The 22,098-nt window shown below is 64.9% G+C and carries 26 protein-coding genes; 13 read left to right on the top strand and 13 right to left on the bottom strand.

The window, feature by feature from the left end; all coding sequences use genetic code 11:
* Nucleotides 1–25: 25 nt before the first annotated feature.
* The 4 genes from C8N32_RS04100 to C8N32_RS04085 form a co-directional block, all read right to left on the bottom strand.
* A complete protein-coding gene (locus C8N32_RS04100) occupies nucleotides 26–565 on the bottom strand; it encodes a DUF3035 domain-containing protein (RefSeq protein ID WP_107891193.1) in 540 nt (179 codons plus the stop codon).
* Nucleotides 566–618: 53 nt separating this feature from the next.
* Nucleotides 619–1,089 (bottom strand): signal peptidase II, encoded by a 471-nt coding sequence (lspA, locus tag C8N32_RS04095; RefSeq protein WP_107891192.1) that lies wholly within the window; start codon nucleotides 1,087–1,089, stop codon nucleotides 619–621.
* A gap of 4 nt (nucleotides 1,090–1,093) precedes the next feature.
* The gene (gene purH, locus C8N32_RS04090) at nucleotides 1,094–2,683 is read right to left on the bottom strand and encodes a bifunctional phosphoribosylaminoimidazolecarboxamide formyltransferase/IMP cyclohydrolase (RefSeq protein WP_107891191.1); all 1,590 of its coding nucleotides are present in this window, start codon (nucleotides 2,681–2,683) and stop codon (nucleotides 1,094–1,096) included.
* A 107-nt stretch (nucleotides 2,684–2,790) separates the two neighbouring features.
* Nucleotides 2,791–4,053 (bottom strand): RsmB/NOP family class I SAM-dependent RNA methyltransferase, encoded by a 1,263-nt coding sequence (locus tag C8N32_RS04085; protein ID WP_107891190.1) that lies wholly within the window; start codon nucleotides 4,051–4,053, stop codon nucleotides 2,791–2,793.
* A gap of 70 nt (nucleotides 4,054–4,123) precedes the next feature.
* Here C8N32_RS04085 and C8N32_RS04080 point away from each other — a divergent pair, with 70 nt between their 5' ends.
* The gene (locus C8N32_RS04080; protein ID WP_107891189.1) at nucleotides 4,124–4,303 is read left to right on the top strand and encodes a DUF1674 domain-containing protein; all 180 of its coding nucleotides are present in this window, start codon (nucleotides 4,124–4,126) and stop codon (nucleotides 4,301–4,303) included.
* A gap of 389 nt (nucleotides 4,304–4,692) precedes the next feature.
* On the opposite strand, the gene dapB is transcribed toward C8N32_RS04080, so the two are convergent.
* Nucleotides 4,693–5,502 carry a 4-hydroxy-tetrahydrodipicolinate reductase gene (dapB, locus tag C8N32_RS04075; RefSeq protein ID WP_107891188.1) on the bottom strand — a complete coding sequence of 270 codons (810 nt, stop codon included), beginning with the start codon at nucleotides 5,500–5,502 and terminating at the stop codon, nucleotides 4,693–4,695.
* A gap of 99 nt (nucleotides 5,503–5,601) precedes the next feature.
* Here dapB and rbfA point away from each other — a divergent pair, with 99 nt between their 5' ends.
* From rbfA to pnp, 7 genes are all read left to right on the top strand, one after another.
* Nucleotides 5,602–6,009: a 30S ribosome-binding factor RbfA gene (gene rbfA, locus C8N32_RS04070; protein WP_107891187.1), complete on the top strand. Its 408-nt coding sequence runs from the start codon at nucleotides 5,602–5,604 to the stop codon at nucleotides 6,007–6,009.
* A complete protein-coding gene (locus tag C8N32_RS04065) occupies nucleotides 6,002–6,754 on the top strand; it encodes a phosphodiester glycosidase family protein (RefSeq protein ID WP_420853812.1) in 753 nt (250 codons plus the stop codon). The genes rbfA and C8N32_RS04065 overlap by 8 nt, the downstream gene beginning before the upstream one ends.
* A gap of 56 nt (nucleotides 6,755–6,810) precedes the next feature.
* Nucleotides 6,811–7,722, top strand: coding sequence for a tRNA pseudouridine(55) synthase TruB (gene truB / locus C8N32_RS04060; RefSeq protein ID WP_107891186.1), 912 nt, complete (start codon nucleotides 6,811–6,813; stop codon nucleotides 7,720–7,722).
* Nucleotides 7,719–8,228: a DUF1643 domain-containing protein gene (locus C8N32_RS04055; RefSeq protein ID WP_107891185.1), complete on the top strand. Its 510-nt coding sequence runs from the start codon at nucleotides 7,719–7,721 to the stop codon at nucleotides 8,226–8,228. Before truB ends, C8N32_RS04055 begins: the two co-directional genes overlap by 4 nt.
* A 64-nt stretch (nucleotides 8,229–8,292) precedes the next feature.
* The gene (locus C8N32_RS04050) at nucleotides 8,293–8,586 is read left to right on the top strand and encodes a DUF5665 domain-containing protein (protein ID WP_107891184.1); all 294 of its coding nucleotides are present in this window, start codon (nucleotides 8,293–8,295) and stop codon (nucleotides 8,584–8,586) included.
* A 104-nt stretch (nucleotides 8,587–8,690) separates the two neighbouring features.
* A complete protein-coding gene (rpsO, locus tag C8N32_RS04045; protein ID WP_107891183.1) occupies nucleotides 8,691–8,960 on the top strand; it encodes a 30S ribosomal protein S15 in 270 nt (89 codons plus the stop codon).
* 244 nt (nucleotides 8,961–9,204) lie between these two features.
* On the top strand, nucleotides 9,205–11,346 hold the full coding sequence (gene pnp / locus C8N32_RS04040) for a polyribonucleotide nucleotidyltransferase (RefSeq protein ID WP_107891182.1): 2,142 nt from the start codon (nucleotides 9,205–9,207) through the stop codon (nucleotides 11,344–11,346).
* 51 nt (nucleotides 11,347–11,397) lie between these two features.
* Here the strand turns inward: pnp and C8N32_RS04035 are convergent, their stop codons facing one another.
* Genes C8N32_RS04035 through C8N32_RS04025 form a run of 3 tightly spaced genes read right to left on the bottom strand, consistent with a single transcriptional unit; the run spans nucleotide 11,398 to nucleotide 13,740 of the window.
* On the bottom strand, nucleotides 11,398–12,273 hold the full coding sequence (locus C8N32_RS04035; RefSeq protein ID WP_170106728.1) for a glycosyltransferase family 2 protein: 876 nt from the start codon (nucleotides 12,271–12,273) through the stop codon (nucleotides 11,398–11,400).
* Nucleotides 12,274–12,298: 25 nt separating this feature from the next.
* Nucleotides 12,299–12,919, bottom strand: coding sequence for a hypothetical protein (locus C8N32_RS04030; protein ID WP_201132413.1), 621 nt, complete (start codon nucleotides 12,917–12,919; stop codon nucleotides 12,299–12,301).
* Entirely contained in the window at nucleotides 12,916–13,740 is an 825-nt protein-coding gene (locus C8N32_RS04025) for a glycosyltransferase (RefSeq protein WP_170106727.1), read from the bottom strand. The genes C8N32_RS04030 and C8N32_RS04025 overlap by 4 nt, the downstream gene beginning before the upstream one ends.
* A gap of 343 nt (nucleotides 13,741–14,083) precedes the next feature.
* Between C8N32_RS04025 and C8N32_RS04015 the strand changes: the two genes are divergently transcribed.
* A complete protein-coding gene (locus C8N32_RS04015; protein WP_107891253.1) occupies nucleotides 14,084–15,526 on the top strand; it encodes an aldehyde dehydrogenase family protein in 1,443 nt (480 codons plus the stop codon).
* On the opposite strand, the gene C8N32_RS04010 is transcribed toward C8N32_RS04015, so the two are convergent.
* The 3 genes from C8N32_RS04010 to C8N32_RS04000 are packed head-to-tail and all read right to left on the bottom strand — an operon-like array spanning nucleotide 15,523 to nucleotide 17,869.
* Nucleotides 15,523–16,170 (bottom strand): RluA family pseudouridine synthase, encoded by a 648-nt coding sequence (locus tag C8N32_RS04010; protein ID WP_107891179.1) that lies wholly within the window; start codon nucleotides 16,168–16,170, stop codon nucleotides 15,523–15,525. The genes C8N32_RS04015 and C8N32_RS04010 overlap by 4 nt on opposite strands.
* A 39-nt stretch (nucleotides 16,171–16,209) precedes the next feature.
* On the bottom strand, nucleotides 16,210–16,662 hold the full coding sequence (locus C8N32_RS04005) for a GAF domain-containing protein (protein WP_107891178.1): 453 nt from the start codon (nucleotides 16,660–16,662) through the stop codon (nucleotides 16,210–16,212).
* Between the two features lie 34 nt (nucleotides 16,663–16,696).
* Nucleotides 16,697–17,869 (bottom strand): acetyl-CoA C-acyltransferase, encoded by a 1,173-nt coding sequence (locus C8N32_RS04000; RefSeq protein ID WP_107891177.1) that lies wholly within the window; start codon nucleotides 17,867–17,869, stop codon nucleotides 16,697–16,699.
* A gap of 86 nt (nucleotides 17,870–17,955) precedes the next feature.
* On the opposite strand from C8N32_RS04000, the gene C8N32_RS03995 reads away from it, so the two are divergent.
* From C8N32_RS03995 to C8N32_RS03985, 3 genes are read left to right on the top strand one after another with little or no spacing between them, the layout of a single operon-like run.
* On the top strand, nucleotides 17,956–18,300 hold the full coding sequence (locus C8N32_RS03995; RefSeq protein ID WP_107891176.1) for an STAS domain-containing protein: 345 nt from the start codon (nucleotides 17,956–17,958) through the stop codon (nucleotides 18,298–18,300).
* Entirely contained in the window at nucleotides 18,297–18,761 is a 465-nt protein-coding gene (locus tag C8N32_RS03990; protein ID WP_107891175.1) for an ATP-binding protein, read from the top strand. Before C8N32_RS03995 ends, C8N32_RS03990 begins: the two co-directional genes overlap by 4 nt.
* A gap of 51 nt (nucleotides 18,762–18,812) precedes the next feature.
* A complete protein-coding gene (locus tag C8N32_RS03985) occupies nucleotides 18,813–20,390 on the top strand; it encodes a gamma-glutamyltransferase family protein (RefSeq protein WP_107891174.1) in 1,578 nt (525 codons plus the stop codon).
* On the opposite strand, the gene hspQ is transcribed toward C8N32_RS03985, so the two are convergent.
* Complete coding sequence (hspQ, locus tag C8N32_RS03980; RefSeq protein WP_107891173.1) at nucleotides 20,387–20,713, bottom strand: heat shock protein HspQ; 327 nt, start codon at nucleotides 20,711–20,713, stop codon at nucleotides 20,387–20,389. The genes C8N32_RS03985 and hspQ overlap by 4 nt on opposite strands.
* A gap of 179 nt (nucleotides 20,714–20,892) precedes the next feature.
* Between hspQ and C8N32_RS03975 the strand changes: the two genes are divergently transcribed.
* On the top strand, nucleotides 20,893–21,471 hold the full coding sequence (locus tag C8N32_RS03975; protein WP_107891172.1) for a transglycosylase SLT domain-containing protein: 579 nt from the start codon (nucleotides 20,893–20,895) through the stop codon (nucleotides 21,469–21,471).
* On the opposite strand, the gene C8N32_RS03970 is transcribed toward C8N32_RS03975, so the two are convergent.
* Nucleotides 21,468–22,064, bottom strand: coding sequence for a LolA family protein (locus tag C8N32_RS03970; RefSeq protein WP_107891171.1), 597 nt, complete (start codon nucleotides 22,062–22,064; stop codon nucleotides 21,468–21,470). The two genes, C8N32_RS03975 and C8N32_RS03970, sit on opposite strands and share 4 nt — an antisense overlap.
* Nucleotides 22,065–22,098 lie beyond the last annotated feature (34 nt).

Below are 22,098 nucleotides of genomic sequence, written 5' to 3'. Positions count from 1 at the left end.
AAGCCAAACCAACACAGATGTGAGCTTACTCACCCACCTGCCGCGGCGGCGCCCCCACATTGCGCGCGCCCGCGCGGCGCCAGCGTTCCAGTTCCGCATGCTGATCGAGCGACTGGTCCCGGTAGGCGCGGTAATAAACGTTTACATTCAACGCCCGCTCCAGCAGGCGGCCGTTGTTTTGCCGGCGATATTCGACATCCTCGGCAAACAGCGTTTCCCGGATATTTCCCTGCACCCCATGGCGGGAGGCATAGCTCACAAGCCGCGCATCTCCCCCCGGCACGGCCCCGCTGCGGGCCACACGGGCAGGGTTGCCGCCCAGCGCGGCGACGGCATCGGCATGGGGGGTCGGATCTGTGCGGTTGGCACCGCCGGGTGTCGGTTCGGGCAGCGCCGCCACGTCCTGTGGCATCTCCAGCGGCTTGCCGGGAAGCACCGCGAACTCGTCCGGGGCGCGCTTGCCGCTGGACAGATTCATGAGTTGCGGCGCACCATCGCGGCTGCATCCGGCCAGCACAGCAGTGGCCAAAAACATGGAAATCACGATGCTGGGCGCTCGGCGCATGGTTTTCTCCCTTTCCGGCCTTCCGCGTTTCTTAACCGATGCAACGCGGCGCGTCACGAGACTTTGTCACGCCCGGAAAACAGGACCAGCCCGAACGCTCCCGCGAAAATACCGATATCCGCCAGATTAAAGGCAAATGGATTGGTCAGGCCGCAGCACGACATATTTATAAAATCGGCCACGGCACCGTAAACGACGCGATCCACCGCATTACCCAGCGCGCCACCAACCAGAACCCCGGCCGAAATCAACACCGCCGGGCGTTGCGGAAGGCGGCGCACCCACCACAGCACCCATGCCGAAACCGCAAGCGCAATAACGACCAGGCCCCAGCGGACGATCCCGGCATCATTGGCAAAGAGCCCGAAATTCATCCCCCGGTTCCAGGCCATGCGCAGGTTGAAAAAGGGCGGCACGACATCGATCGCCAGGCGGTGCGCAAGACCGAGCCATTGCACGACGAAAATTTTTACCGCCTGGTCCAGGACAAAGAGGATCAGCGCCGCGCGCGTCACGAGCCCCATGGCTTCAGTGCCGGAAGTGGCGCATGCCGGTGAAAACCATGGCAAGCCCGGCCTCATCGGCGGCGGCGATGACCTCATCGTCGCGGATCGATCCGCCCGGCTGAATCACGGCGCGCGCCCCGGCTTCGGCCGCGCTCAGCAGCCCGTCGGGGAACGGAAAGAACGCGTCCGACGCCACGACGGAGCCTTGCGTCAGCGGCGTGCCCAGCCCCATCGCTTCGGCCATGTCCCGCGCCTTGCGCGCGGCGATGCGGGTGCTGTCCACACGGCTCATCTGCCCGGCGCCAACCCCCACGGTCGCGCCATCCTTCACATAAACGATGGCGTTGGACTTGACATGCTTGGCCACTTTCCATGCAAACAGCAGATCGGCCAGTTCCTCTTCCGACGGGGCGCGTTTGGTCGCCACTTTCAGGTCCCCCACGGCAAGGCGGCCATTGTCCTTGTCCTGCACGAGAAACCCGCCGGAGACCTGGCGCAGCGTCAGGCTGGCCGTGGCCGGATCGGCAAGGCTCCCGGTTGTCAGAAGGCGCAGGTTTTTCTTTCTGGCAAAAATTTCCCGGGCGGCGTCATCGGCGCCGGGGGCAATGACCACCTCGGTGAAGATTTCAGCGATCGCCGTCGCGGTTTCGGCATCCAGCGTCATGTTCAGGGCGACGATGCCTCCGAAGGCCGATGTGCGGTCGCAGTCGAAGGCGCGCCGATAGGCTTCTTTCAAAGACGCGCCGCGGGCCACCCCACAGGGGTTTGCGTGCTTGATGATCGCACAGGCCGGGCCGTCGGCGGGCAGGAACTCGCTGACCAGTTCGAACGCGGCATCGGTATCGTTGATGTTATTATATGACAGTTCCTTGCCCTGCCATTGTTTCGCGGTCGCGACACCGGGGCGGGCCGAACCATCCACGTAGAACGCCGCCGACTGGTGCGGGTTCTCACCGTAGCGCAGGGTCTGGGCCAGGGTCCCGGCCACCACCCTGCGACGCGGGGCGGGCTGATTCAGCGCCTCCGCCATCCAGCCGGATACCGCCGCGTCATAGGCCCCGGTCCGGGCATAGGCGGTTTGCGCCAGCCCTTGCCGGAAGGCGTAAGATGTCGCCCCGTCATGGGCTGCCAGTTCCTCCAGAAGCGCGGCGTAATCCTGCGTATCGGTGACAACGCTGACGAAAGCATGGTTCTTGGCCGCGGCGCGGATCATCGCCGGACCGCCGATGTCGATATTTTCCACGCAGCTGGCGTGCTCGGCGCCTCTGGCCACGGTTTCCTCGAACGGGTAAAGGTTCACCACCAGAAGGTCGATCGCGCCGATGCCGTGCTTGTCCATGGCGGCAAGATGGTCGGGGTTGTCGCGCAGGGCCAGCAACCCGCCATGCACCATCGGATGGAGGGTTTTCACCCGGCCATCCATCATCTCCGGAAAGCCGGTTACCTCTGCCACGTCCAGCACCCCCAGCCCGGCTTCCCTCAGGGCCTTCGCCGTACCGCCCGTGGACAGCAGTTCCACCCCCCTGTCGGCCAGAGCCTTGCCCAGACCGATCAGGCCGGTCTTGTCGGAAACGGAAAGCAGCGCACGGCGCAGGGGCACGAGGTCGGTCATCGGGTCGTCCTTAGGTTGCAACGGGTCGGGTGCACGAGGCGCACGGCTCAGGGCCGGGCGCCCTCGGCATAGCGCATCCCGGAGGCGGTGAGAACATCCCTTTTGCCTCAACCCGGTTTGCGCAGGGCCACCATGAAGAACCCGTCCAGCCCGCCAATGTCGGACCAGTCGTCCGGGCGCAGGCGCATTCCCCCGCCGGGGGCGCGCCAGTGCGCCGGCACATCGACCTCCACCGGGGCGAGGCCCAGCCCCGGATGACGCTCCAGCGCGGCGGCCAATTGGGCCTCACCCTCTTCGGGCAGAAGTGAGCAGGTGCAATACACCAGCCGCCCGCCGGGGCGCACCATATTCAGGGCACGATCGATCATCTGCGCCTGCACATCGAAGAGCGGCCTTATCCCCCTGGCGGTTTTCACGAAAGGCAAATCCGGATGGCGCCGGATCGTGCCCGTGGCCGAACAGGGCGCATCCAGCAAGACCGCGTCCAGCGGCACGTCGGGCTGCCATGTCAGGACATCGGCCTCGACGACATCGGCCGCCAACCCCGTTCGGGCGAGGTTTTCCCGCAAACGCGCCAGCCGGGCGGCAGAAATGTCCAGCGCCCTCACCCGCGCTCCGGCGGCGGCAAGCTGCAACGTCTTGCCCCCCGGTGCGGCACACAGATCCGCGATGCGCTCCCCCGGTTGCGGGGCCAGAAGGCGCACGGGCAATGCGGCGGCGGCATCCTGCACCCACCATGCCCCGGTATCGTAACCCGGCAAGGCCGACACCTGCCCGCCCGCCAGCCGTACATTGCCCGTGGGCAGAACCTGCCCGCCGGTGGCCGCAGCCAGCGCCCCGGCATCGCCGTCGCGCGGGGTCAGGTCCAGCGGCGCGGCGCGGGCATGGGCGGCCTCCATCGCCTCCACCGCCTTGCGCCCCCACGCGCTGTCGAGCCGCCCCCGCAGCCAGCCCGGCAGGCGCTGGGGCGGCAGGGCATTCCAGCGGGCCGGGTCGGTCTGGCCCATCTTGCGCAGAACCGCGTTCACGAAATTCGCCATGGCCCCCATGTTGGGCTGGGCGCGGGTCAGGCTGACCGCCGCATTGACCACACCGTGGGGGGGCGCCCCCTCCTCCAGCATCTCGACCACCGCCATCCGCAGGATCTGGCGCACCACCGGCGGAGGCAAGCGGCGCAGATGGGGTTTGAGCAACGCATCCGCCCGCCCCACATGGCGCAGCGTCGTCTGCGCCAGCCGCCGGGCCCGGGCCTTTCCGGCGGGGGCCAACGCGGCATCGGGGGCAATTTCGGACAGCAGACGTTTTTCATCCAGCACCCCCTGAAGAAGCGCCAGCGCCGCCGCGCGCCCTGTGTCAGACTGTCCTGCCATACCGGCCCCCGGCTTGTTTCGTTGCAATCGGGGCGTATATCATCCCCCGAGGTCACTCAAGGAGCCTGCCATGACACAGCCCGATCGCAAAGACCTGCCTGCCGCGGCGCAGCGTGCCTTGCAAGAAGCCGAGGAACGCCGCAAAACCGCCGCGAAGATGGATCTTCCCCCTGAATATGGCGGGCGCGTCGGCCCGGAACCGGTCCGCTATGGCGATTGGGAACGCAAAGGCATCGCCGTCGATTTCTGATCACTTCAGATGCAGGACCGCCACGGCCCCTCGCCTCATTGGCGGTGATGCGTAAGGCGTTGCCCCGCACCTGTACCATCTGGCAGCCGAATGGAGGCGGCCGTCGCCGTGGTCGATTTCCCGGCAGAAATATCCGCCATGTCAGAGCCACTGCCCGCTCACCCCGCGCCCGAAGACACGACCGGCAATCGGTCCGCCGGGGCTGACGCACAGGCTCACGCCGAACGGGTAAGGATCTTACCCTGAAAGAGCGCGAGACCCCCCGCCCGCGTATCGACAGGCACAAAGTTCTCCGCATATATCGGCGCGCAAAACAGAAACAAGACGGCGAACGAACGTTCCTGGCCCACCCTTTGCGGGAGAACGCCGAAGCCGCTGCCCCGGATGGCTCAGAGGCCCAGCACATCCAGCATGTCATACTCGCCGGGTTTCTTGTCTTGCCCCCACAACGCCGCCTTCAGCGCCCCGCGGGCGAAAACGGCACGGTCCGTCGCAACGTGACGCAGGACGATCCGCTCCCCCTCTCCGGCGAAGACGACGTCATGCTCGCCCACGATGTCCCCGCCACGGATGGCCGAAAAGCCGATCGCCCCGCGCGCCCGTGCGCCGGTCAGGCCATCGCGCCCACGCTCGGACACCTCATCGAGCGCCACACCGCGCCCCTCCGCCGCCGCCTGCCCCAGCATCAGAGCCGTGCCCGAGGGCGCATCGACCTTGTGGCGGTGATGGGCCTCGATCACCTCGATGTCGAAATCCGCATCCAGCGCGGCGGCGACCCTGCGGGTCAGTTGGACCAGAAGGTTGACGCCCAGACTCATGTTGCCCGCCCGCACCACGATCGCGTGGCGTGCGGCGAGACGAATCTGTTCCAGGTCCTCAGGGGAAAATCCCGTCGTCCCGATCACGTGTACGGCGCGGGCCTGCGCGGCCAGGCGGGCAATGCCGACCGAGGCGGCGGGGGTGGAGAAGTCGATCACCGCCTGCGCCTGAGCGATGGCGTCGATGGGTTCATCCGTGACCGTCACGCCCACCGGCACCCCCCCCATGGCCGCACGCACATCCTGCCCAACCCAGGGGTGCCCCGGTCGCTCCACGCACCCCACGAGGCGGGCTTTGCCGCTTTCCAGAACGGTGTGGGTCAGCATCTGGCCCATCCGGCCCGATACCCCCATGATGACGATTCCCGGCAGATCGGCCATGGGACCCTCCTTTGCAAATTTCCGCCAGCGGTGTAGCCCGGCCCTGCCCGCTTTGCAAAGGCGCTTGTGCAATGGGCTGTCTTGGCCTAAGGCGGCGCTATGGCCAAAGACAAGTTTTCATCCCAAGGTCCCAGCCAGCGCCAGTTGCGCGTGGGGGAACTGATCCGCCGCACCCTGTCGGAGGTGCTGGCGCGCGGCGATGTGCACGACCCGGAACTGACCCGCATGTCCATCACCGTGGGCGAGGTGCGCACCTCGCCCGACCTCAAAGTGGCCACCGCCTTCGTGTTGCCCCTTGGCGGGCACAACGCACAGGAAGCCCTGGACGCCCTGCGCCGCAACAAGGGTGAGTTGCGCCGCCTGGTGTCGCGCAAGCTGACATTGAAATTCGCGCCCGAACTGCGCTTCGTTCTGGATGAAACCTTCGACCGCATGGACGAAACCCGCCGCCTGCTTGCCCAGGACACCGTGCGCCGGGACATCGCCGCCCCCGATGAGGATGCGTAGGCGGCCCACCACCGCGCTGGCCGCGTTCATGCTGGCCGCGTTCATGCTGGCCGACATCGCACAGGCCGGGTGTCGCGAGGTAACCCATGAAGGCCGGGGCTACACCGTATGCAGCGCCGACCCCACCGCGACCGAAATCCGCCTGTTTCGTCTTTCCCCCGATGGGCAGGTCCTGGGCAGCTTCTCCCGCGTGAACGACATGCTGGCCGGGGAGGGCAAGGCGCTGGCCTTTGCAATGAACGCGGGCATGTATCATCCCGACCGCGCGCCCGTGGGGCTTTACATCGAGAACGGCGAGGCGCAGGCCCGCGTGGTGACCTCTGCCGGGCCGGGGAATTTCGGGATGCTGCCCAACGGCGTGTTTTGCGTCGGCGCGGACCGCGCGCAGGTCGTGGAGTCGCGCGCCTTTGCGCAAACCCCCGCGGCCTGCCGCCATGCGACCCAGTCCGGCCCGATGCTGGTAATCGCGGGAAAGCTGCACCCGCGATTCCTGCCCGACAGCACGTCGCGCAACGTTCGAAACGGGGTTGGTGTGGATGATCGGGGCGTGGTGCATTTCGCCATTTCAGACAGGCCGGTCACCTTCCACGAATTCGGCCGCCTGTTCCGCGACGTGCTGAAAACCCCGCAGGCGCTCTATCTCGATGGCAGGATTTCAAGGCTGTACGCGCCCGATCTGGGCCGTGCCGATGGCGGGTTCCCAATGGGGCCGATCGTGGGTGTGGTCACGGATGCGCCGCGTTGACGCCCGGCCCGCGTTCGGGTAGCACGCGGCGCCGCAAGACAAGAGGAGGGTATCACGTGGGACGCAACCGCAAGGGACGCGACATATCGGGATGGCTGGTGGTAGACAAACCGGCCGGCATGACCTCGAATGCGGTGGTCAACAAGGTCCGCTGGGCCTTCGATGCCAAAAAGGCGGGCCATGCCGGCACCCTGGACCCGGCCGCCACCGGGGTTTTGGCCATTGCGCTGGGCGAGGCCACGAAAACCGTGCCTTATATCACCGACGCGCTGAAAGCCTACCGCTTTACCGTGCGGCTGGGGCGGGCCACCAACACCGACGACGCCGAGGGCGAGATGATCGCCACCTCCGATCTGCGCCCGTCAGATGCGGAAATTGCCGCCGCCCTGGCCTCCTTCGAAGGGGACATCATGCAGGTGCCGCCGAAATTCTCCGCCGTGAAAATCGACGGTGAGCGCGCCTATGCACTGGCCCGTGCGGGGGAAGACGTAGAAATCGCCGCGCGCCCTCTTTATGTCGAAAGCCTTGTGCTGCTGGAGCGCCCCGACCCCGACCACGCCGTGCTGGAGATGGTCTGCGGCAAAGGCGGTTATGTGCGGTCCGTCGCGCGGGACCTCGGCACCGCGCTGGGTTGTCACGGGCATGTGACGGAACTGCGCCGGATCTGGTCCGGCCCGTTCGATGCCGAGGACGGCGTATCCATGGATCTGATCGGGGATCTGGCCAAGTCGTCCGAACTGGACACCTACCTTCACCCGCTGGAGGCGGGCCTGGCCGATCTGCCCGAACTGCCCACCACCCATGAGGGCGCGGCCCGGCTGCGCAACGGCAACCCCGGCCTCGTGATCGCCTCGGACGCCGGCTACGGGGAGGAGGCCTGGGCCTCGCTGGATGGGCGGGCCGTGGCCGTGGGCATCTACAAAAGCGGCGAGTTGCACCCCGGCCGGGTGTTCAACACCCGACCATGATCACCCGCCGCCACCAGAAGGACGATGCCGCCTCCACCGCCGTATATTCCGACTGTGAGACCTATCGTTACCTGCTGACCCGCGTCTGGAACCCGCAGGGCCGGCGGGCACTGTTCGTGATGCTCAACCCCTCCACCGCGACGGAGGTGCAGAACGACCCCACGGTCGAACGCTGTGAGCGACGCGCGCGCGCACTGGGGTTCGGCGCCTTCCGGGTGACGAACATCTTCGCCTTCCGCGCCACCGACCCGAAGGTGATGCGCGCCGCCCCCGACCCCGTCGGCCCGCAAAACGATACCGCAATCGTGGGGAGCGCCCCGTGGGCGGACCAGATCATCTGCGCCTGGGGCACCCACGGCGCCCATCTTGACCGCGGCCCGCGGGTGGAACGCCTGCTGCGCACGACCGGCCAGCCGCTCTGGCACCTGGGGCTGAGCAAGGCCGGGCACCCGAAGCACCCGCTTTACATCGCCTACAGCCAGCAGCCTGCCCCATGGGGCGGATAGGTCTTGGCCCCGGCGCGCGGGCACATTAGGCTGATGGCGAGTACAACGAAACCGGACCCGTCGCGTGCAAGACCCTGACCCGACCATCGATGCCCTGCGCGAGGAAATCGCCGCCCTGCGCGCCGAGGTATCGACCCTGAACCAGCATCGCTTCATCCGGGTGCACAACTCGATCTGGCGGCTTATGGGCGTGCAGGTTCTGCGCGGCCTGGCGATGGGGTTCGGGACCGTGGCCGGCGGGACGATCATCGTATCGGCGATCGCCTATTCGCTTTCGCAGATCGATTTCATCCCGATCATCGGAGATTGGGCCAGCGAAATCGCGCGCGAGATCCAGTCCGGCATCAAACCGCAATAGGGCCTTTCTTTCCCCAGGCGAATCCAGTATAGGCGCGTATCTCTCCACGGGCCCTGCTGGACGACATCCCGGCTTGTGCCATGAACAAGGGAAAGGAGACCCCGATGTCGATCACTGCCGAAGAAAAGAACCGCCTGATTGGGGAATACGCCACCAAGGACGGCGACACCGGCTCACCCGAGGTTCAGGTGGCCATCCTGACCAGCCGTATTTCCACGCTGACCGAGCATTTCAAAACCCACAAGAAGGACAACCACTCCCGCCGTGGGCTTCTGAAGCTGGTCGCCCAGCGCCGCAACCTGCTGGACTACCTGAAAGCCAAGAACGAGGACCGCTACCGCGACCTCATCAAGCGCCTCGGCATTCGCCGCTGAGCCTTGGGCCCAAGGCTTTTGGAACGCGCCCGATCCGGGCGCGTTTTCGCGTTTGGGGCCTTGCCGCAACGCCATATCCGTTCTTTCAAAATGAGACGAACTCCTGTATGGCAACCCAATCTGAGACTAAGGTGCCCGGACCCCGGCACGGTTGAGGGAAATACGATGGGGTCGGCGGCAATGGGGCCGCCAGTGAAACGGGAGACCCGGGAACGCCCGGGAGGGCTCCCCTAAGGATACGCTGATGTTCAACGTTACGACGAAATCGATGCAGTGGGGGCAGGAAACCCTCACCCTTGAAACGGGCAAGGTCGCCCGCCAGGCGGACGGATCGGTCATTGCCACGCTGGGGGAAACCAGCGTCATGGCCAACGTCACCTTCGCGAAGGAAGCAAAACCGGGGCAGGATTTCTTTCCGCTCACGGTGCATTACCAGGAAAAATACTACGCAGCCGGCAAGGTGCCCGGCGGCTTTTTCAAACGGGAAGCCCGCCCGACCGAGAAGGAAACGCTGACCGCCCGCCTGATAGACCGGCCCATCCGCCCGCTCTTCGTGCCCGGCTTCAGGAATGAAGTTCTGGTCATGTGCACGGTGCTGTCGCACGATCTGGTCAACGACCCCGACATCGTGGCGATGATCGCCGCCTCTGCCGCGCTGACACTTTCCGGCGCGCCGTTCATGGGCCCGATCGCCGGATGCCGTGTTGGTTATGTGGATGGCGACTATGTCCTCAACCCCGAGGTCGAAGACATGCAGAACCTGCGCGCCAGGCCCGAACAGCGGCTCGACCTGGTGGTGGCCGGCACCCGCGACGCGGTGATGATGGTCGAGTCGGAGGCCTACGAACTGACCGAAACAGAGATGCTGGGCGCGGTAACCTTCGCCCACGAGCAGATCAAGCCTGTGGTCGACCTGATCATCGGCCTCGCCGAAGACGCCGCGAAAGACCCGTTCGACTTCACGCCCCCGGATTACGCCGACCTTTACGAGGCCGTCAAAACCGCCGGCGAGGAGAAGATGCGCGCAGCTTACGCGATCACCGACAAGCAGGAACGCGTCGCCGCCGTCTCCGCAACGAAAGACGAGATCGTTGCGGCCCTCACCGAGGACCAGCGGGAAGACGGGAACCTGGGCTCGGCTCTGAAAAAACTGGAATCCGTCGTTCTGCGCAGCGACGTGGTGAAAAACGGGCGCCGCATCGACGGGCGCGCACTGGACCAGGTGCGCCCGATCGTGTGTGAAACCGGCCTGCTGCCGCGGACCCATGGCTCGGCGCTGTTCACCCGCGGGGAAACGCAGGGTCTGGTGGTGACGACGCTGGGGACCGGTGACGATGAGCAGATCATCGATGCCCTGCACGGGAATTTCCGCTCCAACTTCCTGCTGCACTACAACTTCCCGCCCTACTCAGTCGGTGAGGCCGGGCGTGTCGGCCCTCCGGGCCGCCGCGAAATCGGCCACGGCAAGCTGGCCTGGCGTGCGCTTCAGGCGGTTCTGCCCGCGGCAACGGACTTCCCCTACACCATCCGCGTGGTGTCCGAGATCACCGAATCCAACGGCTCTTCCTCGATGGCGTCCGTCTGCGGCGGTTCGCTGTCGATGATGGATGCGGGGGTTCCGCTGAAGGCGCCGGTGGCCGGCGTCGCAATGGGTCTGGTGCTGGAGGAGGACGGCTCCTACGCGGTGCTGACCGATATCCTCGGCGATGAGGATCACCTCGGCGACATGGACTTCAAGGTTGCCGGCACGGAAAACGGCATCACCTCGCTGCAGATGGACATCAAGGTCGCCGGTATCACGCCCGAGATCATGGAAAAGGCGCTGGCGCAGGCCCGGCAGGGCCGGCTGCACATTCTGGAAGAGATGAACAAGGCGCTTTCCACGGCCGGGGAATTTTCGATCCACGCGCCACGGATCGAAACCATGACCATCCCCACCGACAAGATCCGCGAAGTGATCGGGTCGGGCGGCAAGGTGATCCGCGAGATCGTGGAAACCTCGGGCGCGAAAGTCGACATCAATGACGACGGTGTCATCAAGATCGCATCCCCCAACGGAGAGGCCATCCAGAAAGCCTACGACATGATCTACTCGATCGTGGCCGAACCCGAGGAAGGCAAGATCTACAAGGGCAAGGTCGTGAAGATCGTCGATTTCGGCGCTTTCGTGAACTTCTTTGGCAAGCGCGACGGGCTGGTTCATGTCAGCCAGATCGAGAACCGCCGCCTGAACCATCCCTCCGACGTCCTGAAAGAGGGGCAGGAAGTCTGGGTCAAGCTGCTGGGCTTCGACGATCGCGGCAAGGTCCGCCTGTCGATGAAGATCGTAGACCAGGAGACCGGCGAAGAAGAGGCGAAAGAAGAGGCGAAAGAAGAGGCGGAGTAAGCCCCCTGCCAGAACCCAAGAGGGGCGCGTGCCGCAGGGCCGCGCCCCTCTTCATGCGCGCCGGGCGCTCCCCCCGGCCCGGAGCAGGGCGAGAAGCTCCCGGAACTCCGCAAGCCGCAGCCTGTAATCCAGCGCCCAGAGCCGAACCACCTGCATCGCGCTCAGGCCCGGCTCCCGCAGCAGGCGGGTCAAGACACTCACGGAAGGAAACAGATACTTTGGAAGCGTCGGCCGGATCGGCTTGCCCCGTGCACGCCGAAGCTGAAACCGGCCCCCAAGAATCCGGAGCCGCTTCTTGCGAAGCGCCGCAAAACTGGCGCGGGCCGGATGGGCAACAATGACATCGGCCCCGTAGAAAATCTTGCTGCCCTGCGCCGTCGCACGCTGATTCCATTCCTTGTCGCCGCTGGAGTAAAGCGTTTCCTCGAACGGGCCGACCTGCCGGAACAAAGCGTGCCGCACGATCAGATTTGCCGTGGCGGCATAGCCGCGCGCGGTATGCCGGTCCTGGCGGAGTCCAAAAATCTTGTCGTAAAGCTCCGGCAGGGTCCAGCCTTCGCCGCGGGGATACAGCCGGATGTACCCGCCGATGCGGTCGGTTTCCGGCCTCTGTTCCAGAAGCGCCAGCCCGCGCGCGATCCAGTCCGGCTGGGGGCGGCAATCGGAATCGGTAAAGAACAAAACCTCGCCGCAAGCCTGGGCGACGGCGGCATTGCGCGCCGCGTAAGAGCCCGGCCTGGGTTGCCAGACCACCTGGCAATTGGGAGGCAAGACAAAGCCTTCGGGCAGTGCCGGCTCCGGATTGTTGTTGCCGATCACGATCTCGAACCGATCGGAAGAAACGCTTTGCCCTTGCAGACAGGAAAGGCATTCGGCAAGCGATGGCCAGTCGGCAAAGGTCGGGATGATGACAGAGGCTTTTGCCAAGATTTTTCTCCTTGCGCCAGGCGGATCATCGCTTCGCGTAGGTTGTTTTGAAAAACGACCCGGTCACCCAGGTCAGGTCCTGCGGTGGTATTTTGCCTGGAGTCACCTCGAAAACGGCCATCCGGCCAATCCGGCGCACCGGACGCTGCAATTTCTCAACCCGATGGTATCCCTGACGTGTCTCGTAGTCGTCGAACAACACCGTCACGGGGTTTTCAATCCGCATCAGAACGGTGCAAAAGCAGGCCACGCGGAAACGCCCGTCAACAAGAACGACATCGGGGGGGCTGAAATCCTCCCCGTCCCAGACCTCCAGAGGATAACGGTAAAAGGCCTCCATGTTGCGCGCGTTCAGCGGCCTGCCCCACTTGCCGGTCCTGCCAATGTCGCAATGCAGCACCCGTGCATCCGCGCCGGGGGCTTCGCGGGCCAGGCAGGCTGTCATCTGTTCGGCCCAGGCCGCATCGCTTTCGACGGCGCGCACCTTTCGCCCCAACCGCGCCGCCAGCAGCGTGGACCCGCCGCTGCCGTATTCGAGAATGCTTTGGGCCCTGGCGTAGGTTTCCTCGACGACAGACCTGACTTCCTCGGGAAAGGTCAGTTCCGGGGAAAAAAGAGGCGGCCGGGGCTTTGCGAACAGTTTCATGTGCGGGGATCTTTCTCGATACCATGCGCCGTCCAGCTTTCGCCGCTGCGGCGGGCGGCGCGAATAAGTGCCTTGTGACGTTTTTTCCTTTCAGGGTCGGCATATCCGCGGGGGTGGTCCAGATGCACCAGTGGCGCGCTATAGCGCAGGTGCCGGCCACGCACGCCGGCATTTTTCAGCCGCACGCCGAGGTGCTTGTCTTGCCCGCCGTATTTCAGCGTTTCGTCATAACCGTTGATTTTAAGAAGATCGCTCCGGCAGACCGATGCGTTCGCCCCGCACAAGGATCGGCGCACGGGGGACATCCGTTCCAGCACATCCATCACCGGGACCGGGAAGGGACGGGTTTTCAGCCAGGTGCTCAGCTTGCCCAGCGCACGGTTCTCGCGCAGCCAGCGGCGCGAAAACACCTGCCCGCTGCGAACCATTGCAGCCGTGACCGAGGCCGTCGCCGCCGCATCAAGACGAATCAGGCTGCCCGTTGCAAACCGTCCGGGGCGGGCAAGGTTCAGATGCCGGGTGATGAAATCGGGGTGAATCATCACGTCGCCATCGATGAACACCAGCACCTCCGCCTGCGAGGACGCAATGGCCTTGTTGAGAATCTCGCCCTTCTCAAAGCCGCGATCCTCATGCCAGACATGGCGCAGCCGGGGCAGGCGGGTGGCAAAACGCTCAGCGACCGCACGCGTCTCGGGGCCGGAACCATCGTCCGCAATGCAGACACCATCGGGCGCGGTTCTCTGCATCGCCACCGATTCCAGGCACAGATCCAAAGCGCGCGGATTGTTATAGGTGGAAATGACCAGTTCCGAGTACATGCAAAGCAACCTCAAGCCGATTTCCCCGCTATACATCACTCTTCCCGCCGGGACCATCGGCTGGCTTCGCAGCCGCGGCGAACCCGGTCCGGCGGAGGGGCGCGAAATCCTTGGGGTGGGAAAACAGCGCCGCGCGGTTGTTGCCGATCCCGTCGTGAAAGTCGATCTTGCCTTCCGTCGTTTCGGCGGTGAAGTTGGGGCGACATCGTTGATGCGCGCGACCATGGGGCTATGTCCTTTTTCCGTCACGGGCCTGAACCTGCATGTTCCGGATGGGGTCCGGTCTGGCAGGGGGGAGCCCCGGCGAAAAATCCCGGCGGCGCGAATTTCTTTGGAGGACCGAATGATCGAACGCACGCAATTCTACATCGATGGCGCTTGGGTGACCCCGCGTGAGGGCACCCGCCTGGAGGTGATCGATCCCTCGAACGAGGAACCTTGCGCGATCATCTCCCTTGGCGGGCAGGCGGACACCGAAGCCGCCGTGGCCGCGGCCCGTGCCGCACAGCCGGGCTGGGCCCGCAGCACCAGGGGCGAGCGAATCGCGCTGATCGAAAAAATTCTCGAAACTTATGCGCGCCGCGCCGAGGACCTCGCCCAGGCGATCAGCCTTGAAATGGGGGCCCCGATCGACTTCGCCCGCACCAGCCAAGTGGGGGCCGGGGCCTTTCACACCCAGAACTTTCTGACCGCGCTGAAAGACTTCGAATTCGAACGCCCCCTCGGCCCCCATGCCCCCGAAGACCGCATCCTGATGGACCCGGCCGGCGTGGTTGCAATGATCACACCGTGGAACTGGCCACTGAACCAGATCACGCTGAAGGTGATCCCGGCCCTGGCCACGGGCTGCGCGATGGTCCTGAAACCCTCCGAGATCGCGCCGCTTTCGGCGATGGTCTTCGCCGAAATCCTGGACGAAGCCGGGGTGCCCAGGGGGGTGTTCAACCTCGTTAACGGCGACGGGCCCGGCGTAGGCACACAGCTTTCGGGCCACCCGGATATCGATATGGTGTCGTTCACCGGCTCCACCCGCGCGGGCATCGCGATTTCGAAGAACGCCGCGCAGACGCTCAAACGTGTGCATCTGGAACTGGGCGGCAAAGGGGCGAACATCATCTTTGCCGATGCTGACGAAAAGGCCGTCCGGCGCGGTGCATTGCATTGTTTCCAGAACACCGGCCAGTCCTGCAACGCACCGACACGGATGCTGGTGCAGCGGGAGGTCTACGACCAGGCTGTCGAGACGGCCCGCGAAGTGGCCGAAACACAGAAGGTCGGATCTGCCCACGAACAGGGCCGCCACATCGGGCCATTGGTCAGCGCGCTGCAATTCGAGAAGGTTCAGCATCTGATTCAGAAGGGCATCGACGAAGGCGCGCGCCTGGTCGCCGGTGGCCCCGGCCGCCCGGAGGGTTTCAATCGCGGCTATTTCGTACGCCCGACGGTTTTTGCCGATGTCACCAACGACATGACCATCGCACGGGAGGAGATCTTCGGCCCGGTCCTGTCGATCATCCCGTTCGAAACCGAAGACGACGCCCTGCGCATCGCCAACGATACCGAATACGGCCTGACCAACTACGTACAAAGCGGCGACGGCGCCCGCCGAAACCGGCTGGCGCGCGCACTGCGTGCCGGTATGGTGGAAATGAACGGCAAGGCCCGCGCGCCGGGCAGCCCGTTCGGCGGCGTTGGCAAATCCGGCAACGGGCGTGAAGGCGGCGTCTGGGGACTGGAGGATTTCTGCGAGGTGAAGGCCGTCAGCGGCTGGGCACCCGGCGCCTAGAACGGGCATGTGGCGGAGAAGGTCATGCCCTTTCCGCCATCCGGGTGGCGCAGGCGCAGCGATTGCGCGTGCAACATCAGCCGCGGGGCCAGTTGCACCGTATCTCCGCCATAAAACGGATCCCCCAGGATCGGGTGGCCCAGTTCCTTCATGTGGACACGCAGTTGGTGGCTGCGCCCGGTCCGGGGGGAAAGCCGCACGCGCGTTACGCTTTCATCGTAATGCACGACGCGCCAGTCGGTCACCGCGGGCTTGCCGGTTTCGTGATCCACCTTCTGGCGGGGGCGGTTCGGCCAGTCCACGATCAGGGGCAGATCCACGGTGCCGGTTTTCGGCTCCAGCCGCCCTTGCACATGGGCCACATAAATTTTCTTCACCTGCCGCTTTTCGAACTGCAGGCCAAGATGGCGCTGGGCCGGGGGCGTCAGCGCAAAGACGATCACGCCCGAGGTGTCCCGGTCCAGCCTGTGCACCAGAAGGGCCTCGGGGAAGGCCGCCCGCACCCGCGACAGCAGACAATCGGCCAGATGCGCCCCGCGCCCCGGCACCGACAAAAGCCCCGAAGGCTTGTCCACGATCAGTATCTCGTGATCCTGGTACAGGATCTGCAAGGGCGTATCCGGCGGATCGTAGGTGTCACTCATGGCGACAGCGGGTAACGCAAAGCCCCCGCCGCCGCAAGTTTACCCCCCGAAAACCTGCCGCAAGAGCCGCGCCAGCCCTTCGGCATCGCTTTCGTCGAAGGCGGCAGGCTGGTCGCTGTCGATATCCAGCACCCCCAGCAGCGTGCCATGGGCAGTCAGGAGCGGCAGGACGATCTCCGACCGCGTGCTGCCGGAACAGGCGATGTGGCCGGGAAAGGCATGCACATCCGGGACAAGCTGTACCTGCCCTGTCCGCGCCGCCGCGCCGCAAACCCCGCGGCCGAAAGGAATGGTGAGACACCCGTGCCGGCCCTGGTACGGGCCGACCTTCAGCATCCCGCCCCCGACATCGCGGTAGAACCCGGTCCAGTCAAAACGATCGTCGGCATGGTGCAGTTCGCAGGCCATCGTCGCCATAAGAGAAACGACATCGCTTTCACCTTCGGTCAGAGCGGCCAGTGTTTTTGCAATCTCACTGTAAACGATACGCATGGGTGTCTCTCCGCCGATGGACGTGCGCCCCTTGTCAGGGGCGCTCGATGGCAATGGCGGTGCCTTCACCACCACCGATGCAGATGGCGGCAACGCCGCGCTTCAGGCCGCGTTTTTCCAACGCGTTGAGCAGCGTCACAAGGATACGCGCGCCCGAAGCCCCGATCGGGTGACCCAGCGCACAGGCCCCGCCGTTCACGTTCACCTTGTCGCGCGGCAGGCCCATATCATGCATGAAGGCCATCGGCACCACGGCAAAGGCTTCGTTGACCTCCCACAGGTCCACATCGTCATTCGACCAGCCGAGGCGCTGCAACAGCTTTTGCGCGGCGGGCACGGGGGCGGTGGTAAACCAGCCTGGCGCCTGTGCATGGCTGGCATGGCCAAGGATGTGCGCACGCACCGGCAAACCGCGGGATGCGGCCACATCGCCCGAAGACAGGATCAACGCCGCGGCTCCGTCCGAAATCGACGATGCATTCGCAGCCGTTACGGTGCCATCCTTGCGGAAGGCCGGCTTGAGCTGCGGGATCTTGTCAGGCCGGGCCCGGGCGGGTTGTTCATCCTCGGCCACCACCGTTTCGCCCTTGCGGGTCCGCACGGTGACCGGGGTGATTTCCCTCTCGAACGCCCCGGTTTGCTGTGCCGTCAGCGCGTTGGACAACGACCCGAGCGCGTACGCATCCTGCGCCTCGCGGGTAAACTGGTAATGCTCCGCACAATCCTCGGCGAAGGTCCCCATCAGACGGCCCTTGTCATACGCATCCTCCAGCCCGTCGAGAAACATGTGGTCGACCACCCGGCCATGCCCGATTCGCGCACCGCCGCGATGGCCGGGCAGCAGGTAGGGCGCGTTGGTCATGCTTTCCATCCCCCCCGCGCAGATCACCTCTGCGCCACCCATCGCCAGTTGATCGAAGGCCATCATCGCCGCCTTCATCCCTGAACCGCACATCTTGTTCAGTGTCGTGGCGGGGACCTCTTCCCCCAGCCCGGCGCTGAACCCCGCCTGCCGCGCCGGCGCCTGCCCCTGACCGGCGGGCAGCACACACCCCATCAGCACCTCATCCACGGTGGCAACCCGCGCGTCTTCCAGTGCCGCACGGATGGCCGCACCCCCCAGCGTAGGCGCACCGACCCCGGCAAAGACCCCCTGGAACCCCCCCATGGGCGTGCGGGCCGCGCCGCAGATCACAACGTCTTTCATGCTTTCCTCCCAATCTGATGCTGCCAGCCTTACCGAATGGAAAGGATTGGCGTCTAGCCTTCATGCCACCAGAAGGAAGGCAGGGCATGCAACTGACAACCCGCCAGATCGGGAACACGCTCATCATCCGGGTCGCGGAAAGGCGGCTCGACGCCGTCGTTTCCATTCGTTTCAAGGAACAGATGCGCGAAGCAACCGCCGATGGCCCGCCCCGCGTCATCCTGGACCTTGGCAACGTGACCTTTCTGGACAGCAGCGGGCTGGGCGCGGTGGTGGGTGTGCACAAGCTTCTGGGTCCGGCACGGCGGCTGGAACTGGCGGGCATCACCCCGAATGTCGGCAAGGTTCTGCAGCTGACCCGGATGGACAGCATCTTCACCATCCATCGGCACATCGCCGACGCCATTTGCAGCCACGACGGCGCAGCATGATCGACCCGTTCCTTTGCAGTGCGAAACCGCGCCCGGCTTTCGGGCGGGGCGGTGGATTTTCCATGCGGGTGGCCGCAACCCGGCAAGGGGTACGCCGGGCGCTGGTCCGTATCGTTGCCGAGTTGCGGCGCACCGGGGTGAACGAAGCCCACTACGGAACGGTAGAGATCGTACTGGCAGAAGCCATGAACAATGTGGTCGAGCATGCCTATTCCGACCGGACAGGGGGGGAGATCCGGCTGCTGGTCGCGCACGGGCCGGAGGGGACACTTTTGCAACTTCGTGACAGGGGTGCGCCTCTGGACTGGGTGGGTGAGCAGCCCTACGGCCGCCCCCCCCACCCCGAAACCCTGCCCGAGGGCGGATTCGGGTGGCCCTTGATCCGTCTGCTTTCGGAAAACTGCCATTACCAGCGCCGCAACGGGGAAAACTGTCTTTCCATCACTATCTCACTGTCCTGACGTCTTGGCAGCCCGCGATCTCGCCCCTAGTCTGGCGGCGGGAGGTTCCAGATGCGCGATTTTCACCTGCCGGGCCGATCGCCCGTTTTCGCCACAAACGGTATGTGCGCAACGTCACACCCGCTGGCCGCGAAGGTCGCCGTTCAAATGCTCGAAGCCGGCGGAAACGCCGTGGATGCCGCCATCGCGGCGGCGGTGCTTCTGGGAATTTGCGAACCGCAGATGACCGGGCTGGGCGGCGACTGCTTCGTGTTGCTAAAACCCGCAGGAACGGAAGACATCGTGGCGCTGAACGGTTCGGGCCGGGCACCGGCGGGCCTGTCGGCGGCGAAGCTGCGCGCACAGGGATTGACCCGGATGCCCGAAACCACCGCCGATGCGATAACCGTGCCCGGTGCGGTAGATGCGTTCTGCCGCCTCTCCGGCGATTGGGGGCGACTGGGGCTGAAGGCCAGCCTCGCCCCCGCGATCCACTATGCCGAGGCGGGCGTACCCGTGGCCCCCCGCACGGCATTCGACTGGGCCCTGGCCGCCGACACCCTGCAAGGCGACGCGCGCGGTTTTTACCTTCTGAACGGCAAGCCTCCCACCCCTGGCCAGGTTTTTCGCGCCCCCCGGCAGGCCGAGGTGTTGCGCCGCATCGCACTGGAAGGTCGCGCCGGTTTTTACGAGGGAGAGGTGGCGGAGGACATGGTCGCCACCCTGCAAGCCTTGGGCGGACCGCACAGGCTGGAGGATTTCGCCGCCACCGCCTGCGACTGTTCCCAACCGATCAGCGGCATGTACAAGGGGCTGGAGTTGGTCGAGCACCCGCCCAACGGGCAGGGCGCGACGGCCATTCTGATGGCGCATATCCTGTCCGGTTTCGACCTGCCCACCCTGGACCCGTTCGGGCCGGAGCGCGCCCACCTTGAGGCCGAGGCTGCCAAGCTCGCCTATGACGCACGCGACCGCTTTCTTTCCGACCCGGCACACATGACCGCGCTGGATCACATGCTCGCCCCCGCCACGGCGCGGGCATTGGGCGACCTGATCGACCCCTCCCGCGTCCTGCCCAATCCGGCAGCGGCATCCGAATCGGTCCACCGTGAGACCGTCTACCTGACAGTCGTGGACAGGGACCGCATGGCGGTGTCGCTGATCTACTCGATCTTCCACAGTTTCGGGTCTGGACGGGCATCGGAAAAGTTCGGGATCAATTTTCAGAACCGGGGGGCGGGCTTTTCCCTGCACGAAGGCCACCCGAACGAGGCCGCCGGGGGCAAACGCCCGATGCACACGATCATCCCGGCGATGCTGAAAAGGAACGGCAAGCTCCTGATGCCCTTCGGGGTAATGGGCGGTGCCTACCAGCCCAACGGCCACGTACGGGTTCTGACCAACATGGCCGATTACGGGCTGGACCCGCAGGCCGCCATCGACGCGCCACGCAGCTTTGCCGATGCCGACGGTTTGCAGGTGGAGCGTGGCTACGACGTCACGGTACGCGACGCTCTCAGCCGGATGGGCCACAACGTCACGGTCCCTCAGGTACCGCTGGGGGGCGCGCAGGCAATCCTGATCGACCCGTCAGGCGTGTTGCAGGGGGCATCCGACCCGCGCAAGGATGGCTGCGCTCTGGGCTATTAATTCATTTGGAACTGCAACGGGTAGTGGCCGTCCTCGAACTCTCCGAACATCTCGCAGACATCGGGGTGATCGACGGGTTCCCCGGTGTCGTCGGGTTCGAGATTCTGTTCCGACACATAGGCCACGTAATAGCTCTGCTCATTTTCCGCCAGCAAATGATAGAAAGGCTGGTTGCGGTCCGGGCGGTTTTCCTCGGGGATGGACTGGTACCATTCCTCTGTGTTGGAAAATGTCGGATCCACGTCGAATACTACCCCCCTGAAGGGGTGTTTGCGGTGCCGCAGCACTTGTCCGAGGTGATATTTCGCGTAGGCCATCTGCATCGCTTTTGGTTCCCTGAACCGCCTACACCAATTCGGCGGGCGGCGCAAAGCCCATTCCTACACCCGGCGCGCAGCTCACTCTTTCGGCATCCTGTACGAAAACCCCACCGTTTTGTGCCTTTGCCATTCCTTCATGGCATGTTTTTTCGTATTCTTCGCCAAACAAGCGCGAGGGGCATATGAGCAGACTTCTTCTCGTGGCGTTGATGCTGGCCCTGGCCGGCTGCGGAGGAGGGGACCGCACCCCACCCCGCGATCTTGACAATGCGTGCAGCATCGTCAAACAGCGCCCCAACTACCTGCGGGCCATGAAACGGACCGAGCGCCGCTGGGGCGTTCCGGTCAATGTGCAAATGGCGATCATTCATCAGGAAAGCAAGTTCGACGGCGACGCGCGCACCCCGCTGCGTTACGTCCTCGGGGTGATTCCGATGGGACGGCAAAGCTCGGCCTATGGGTATGCGCAGGCCCTGGATGGCACGTGGGATGAATACCTTCGCGCAACGCGCAATCGCGGCGCCAAACGTCACGACATTCGCGATGCGACCGACTTCATGGGCTGGTACATGACCCAGACGAAAAAGCGCACCGGCGTACCGCTCTATGATGCCCGGCGCCAGTACCTGGCCTATCATGAAGGACAAAGCGGTTACCTGAACGGCACCTACAGGTCCAAGCCATGGCTGATGCGCGTGGCAAACCGGGTTCAATCGCGGGCCAATACCTACGGGGCGCAGCTTCGGTCCTGCCGGCGTTAATCGCTCCCGGTCCGCTTTCGGGTTTCCTGCACGATGCTGAACAGGCTCGCAGGAAGACGCATGCCTGTCTTCAGATCCCCCAGAATCACAGTGGTTGCGCCTGAACCATCATCGATCACCCACTGGCGCAACTCCACGGGGGCGGCGGTAAAGACCAGGGTGATCGACCCGTAGTCCGGGTGCTCGGGATCTTGCGCGACAACGCGGGTGGTCTTGCCGTCGCTGGAGTGCCCCACCACCATCCGCGCGCGCGACAGGTCCACATTCCGCTCCAGGATCAGGTTCAGCGGCGTGCGCGACAGGGGGTATTGCTCTGGCGGTTGGTTGGACTTCGGATCGAAAACGGCCACCTGCCCCCCTCCGGCCATGACCAGAGCCGGGGTCGGCGGGTCATATTCGAACCGTACCCGACCGGGACGGTTAATATAAACCTGCCCGGTGGAAATGGTCCCGTCGGCGTTGACCTGGGTGAATTTCCCCGTCGCCGTGGAGAAACTGTTCAGATAGGCCGACAAGGCAGATAACGGAATGCGTTCCGCCTGCGCAGGCAGGGCAAACAACAGGGCGGCAAGGGCGAGACTCAGTTTGTTCATGGGGACAGAGTACGCCCCGCCCCCCCCATTTGCA

The sequence above is a fragment of the Rhodovulum imhoffii genome, from assembly GCF_003046545.1.
GTDB lineage: Bacteria > Pseudomonadota > Alphaproteobacteria > Rhodobacterales > Rhodobacteraceae > Rhodovulum > Rhodovulum imhoffii.
The sequence above is the reverse complement of the archived record's forward strand: the minus strand, read 5'-3'. Positions and strand labels throughout refer to the sequence as shown.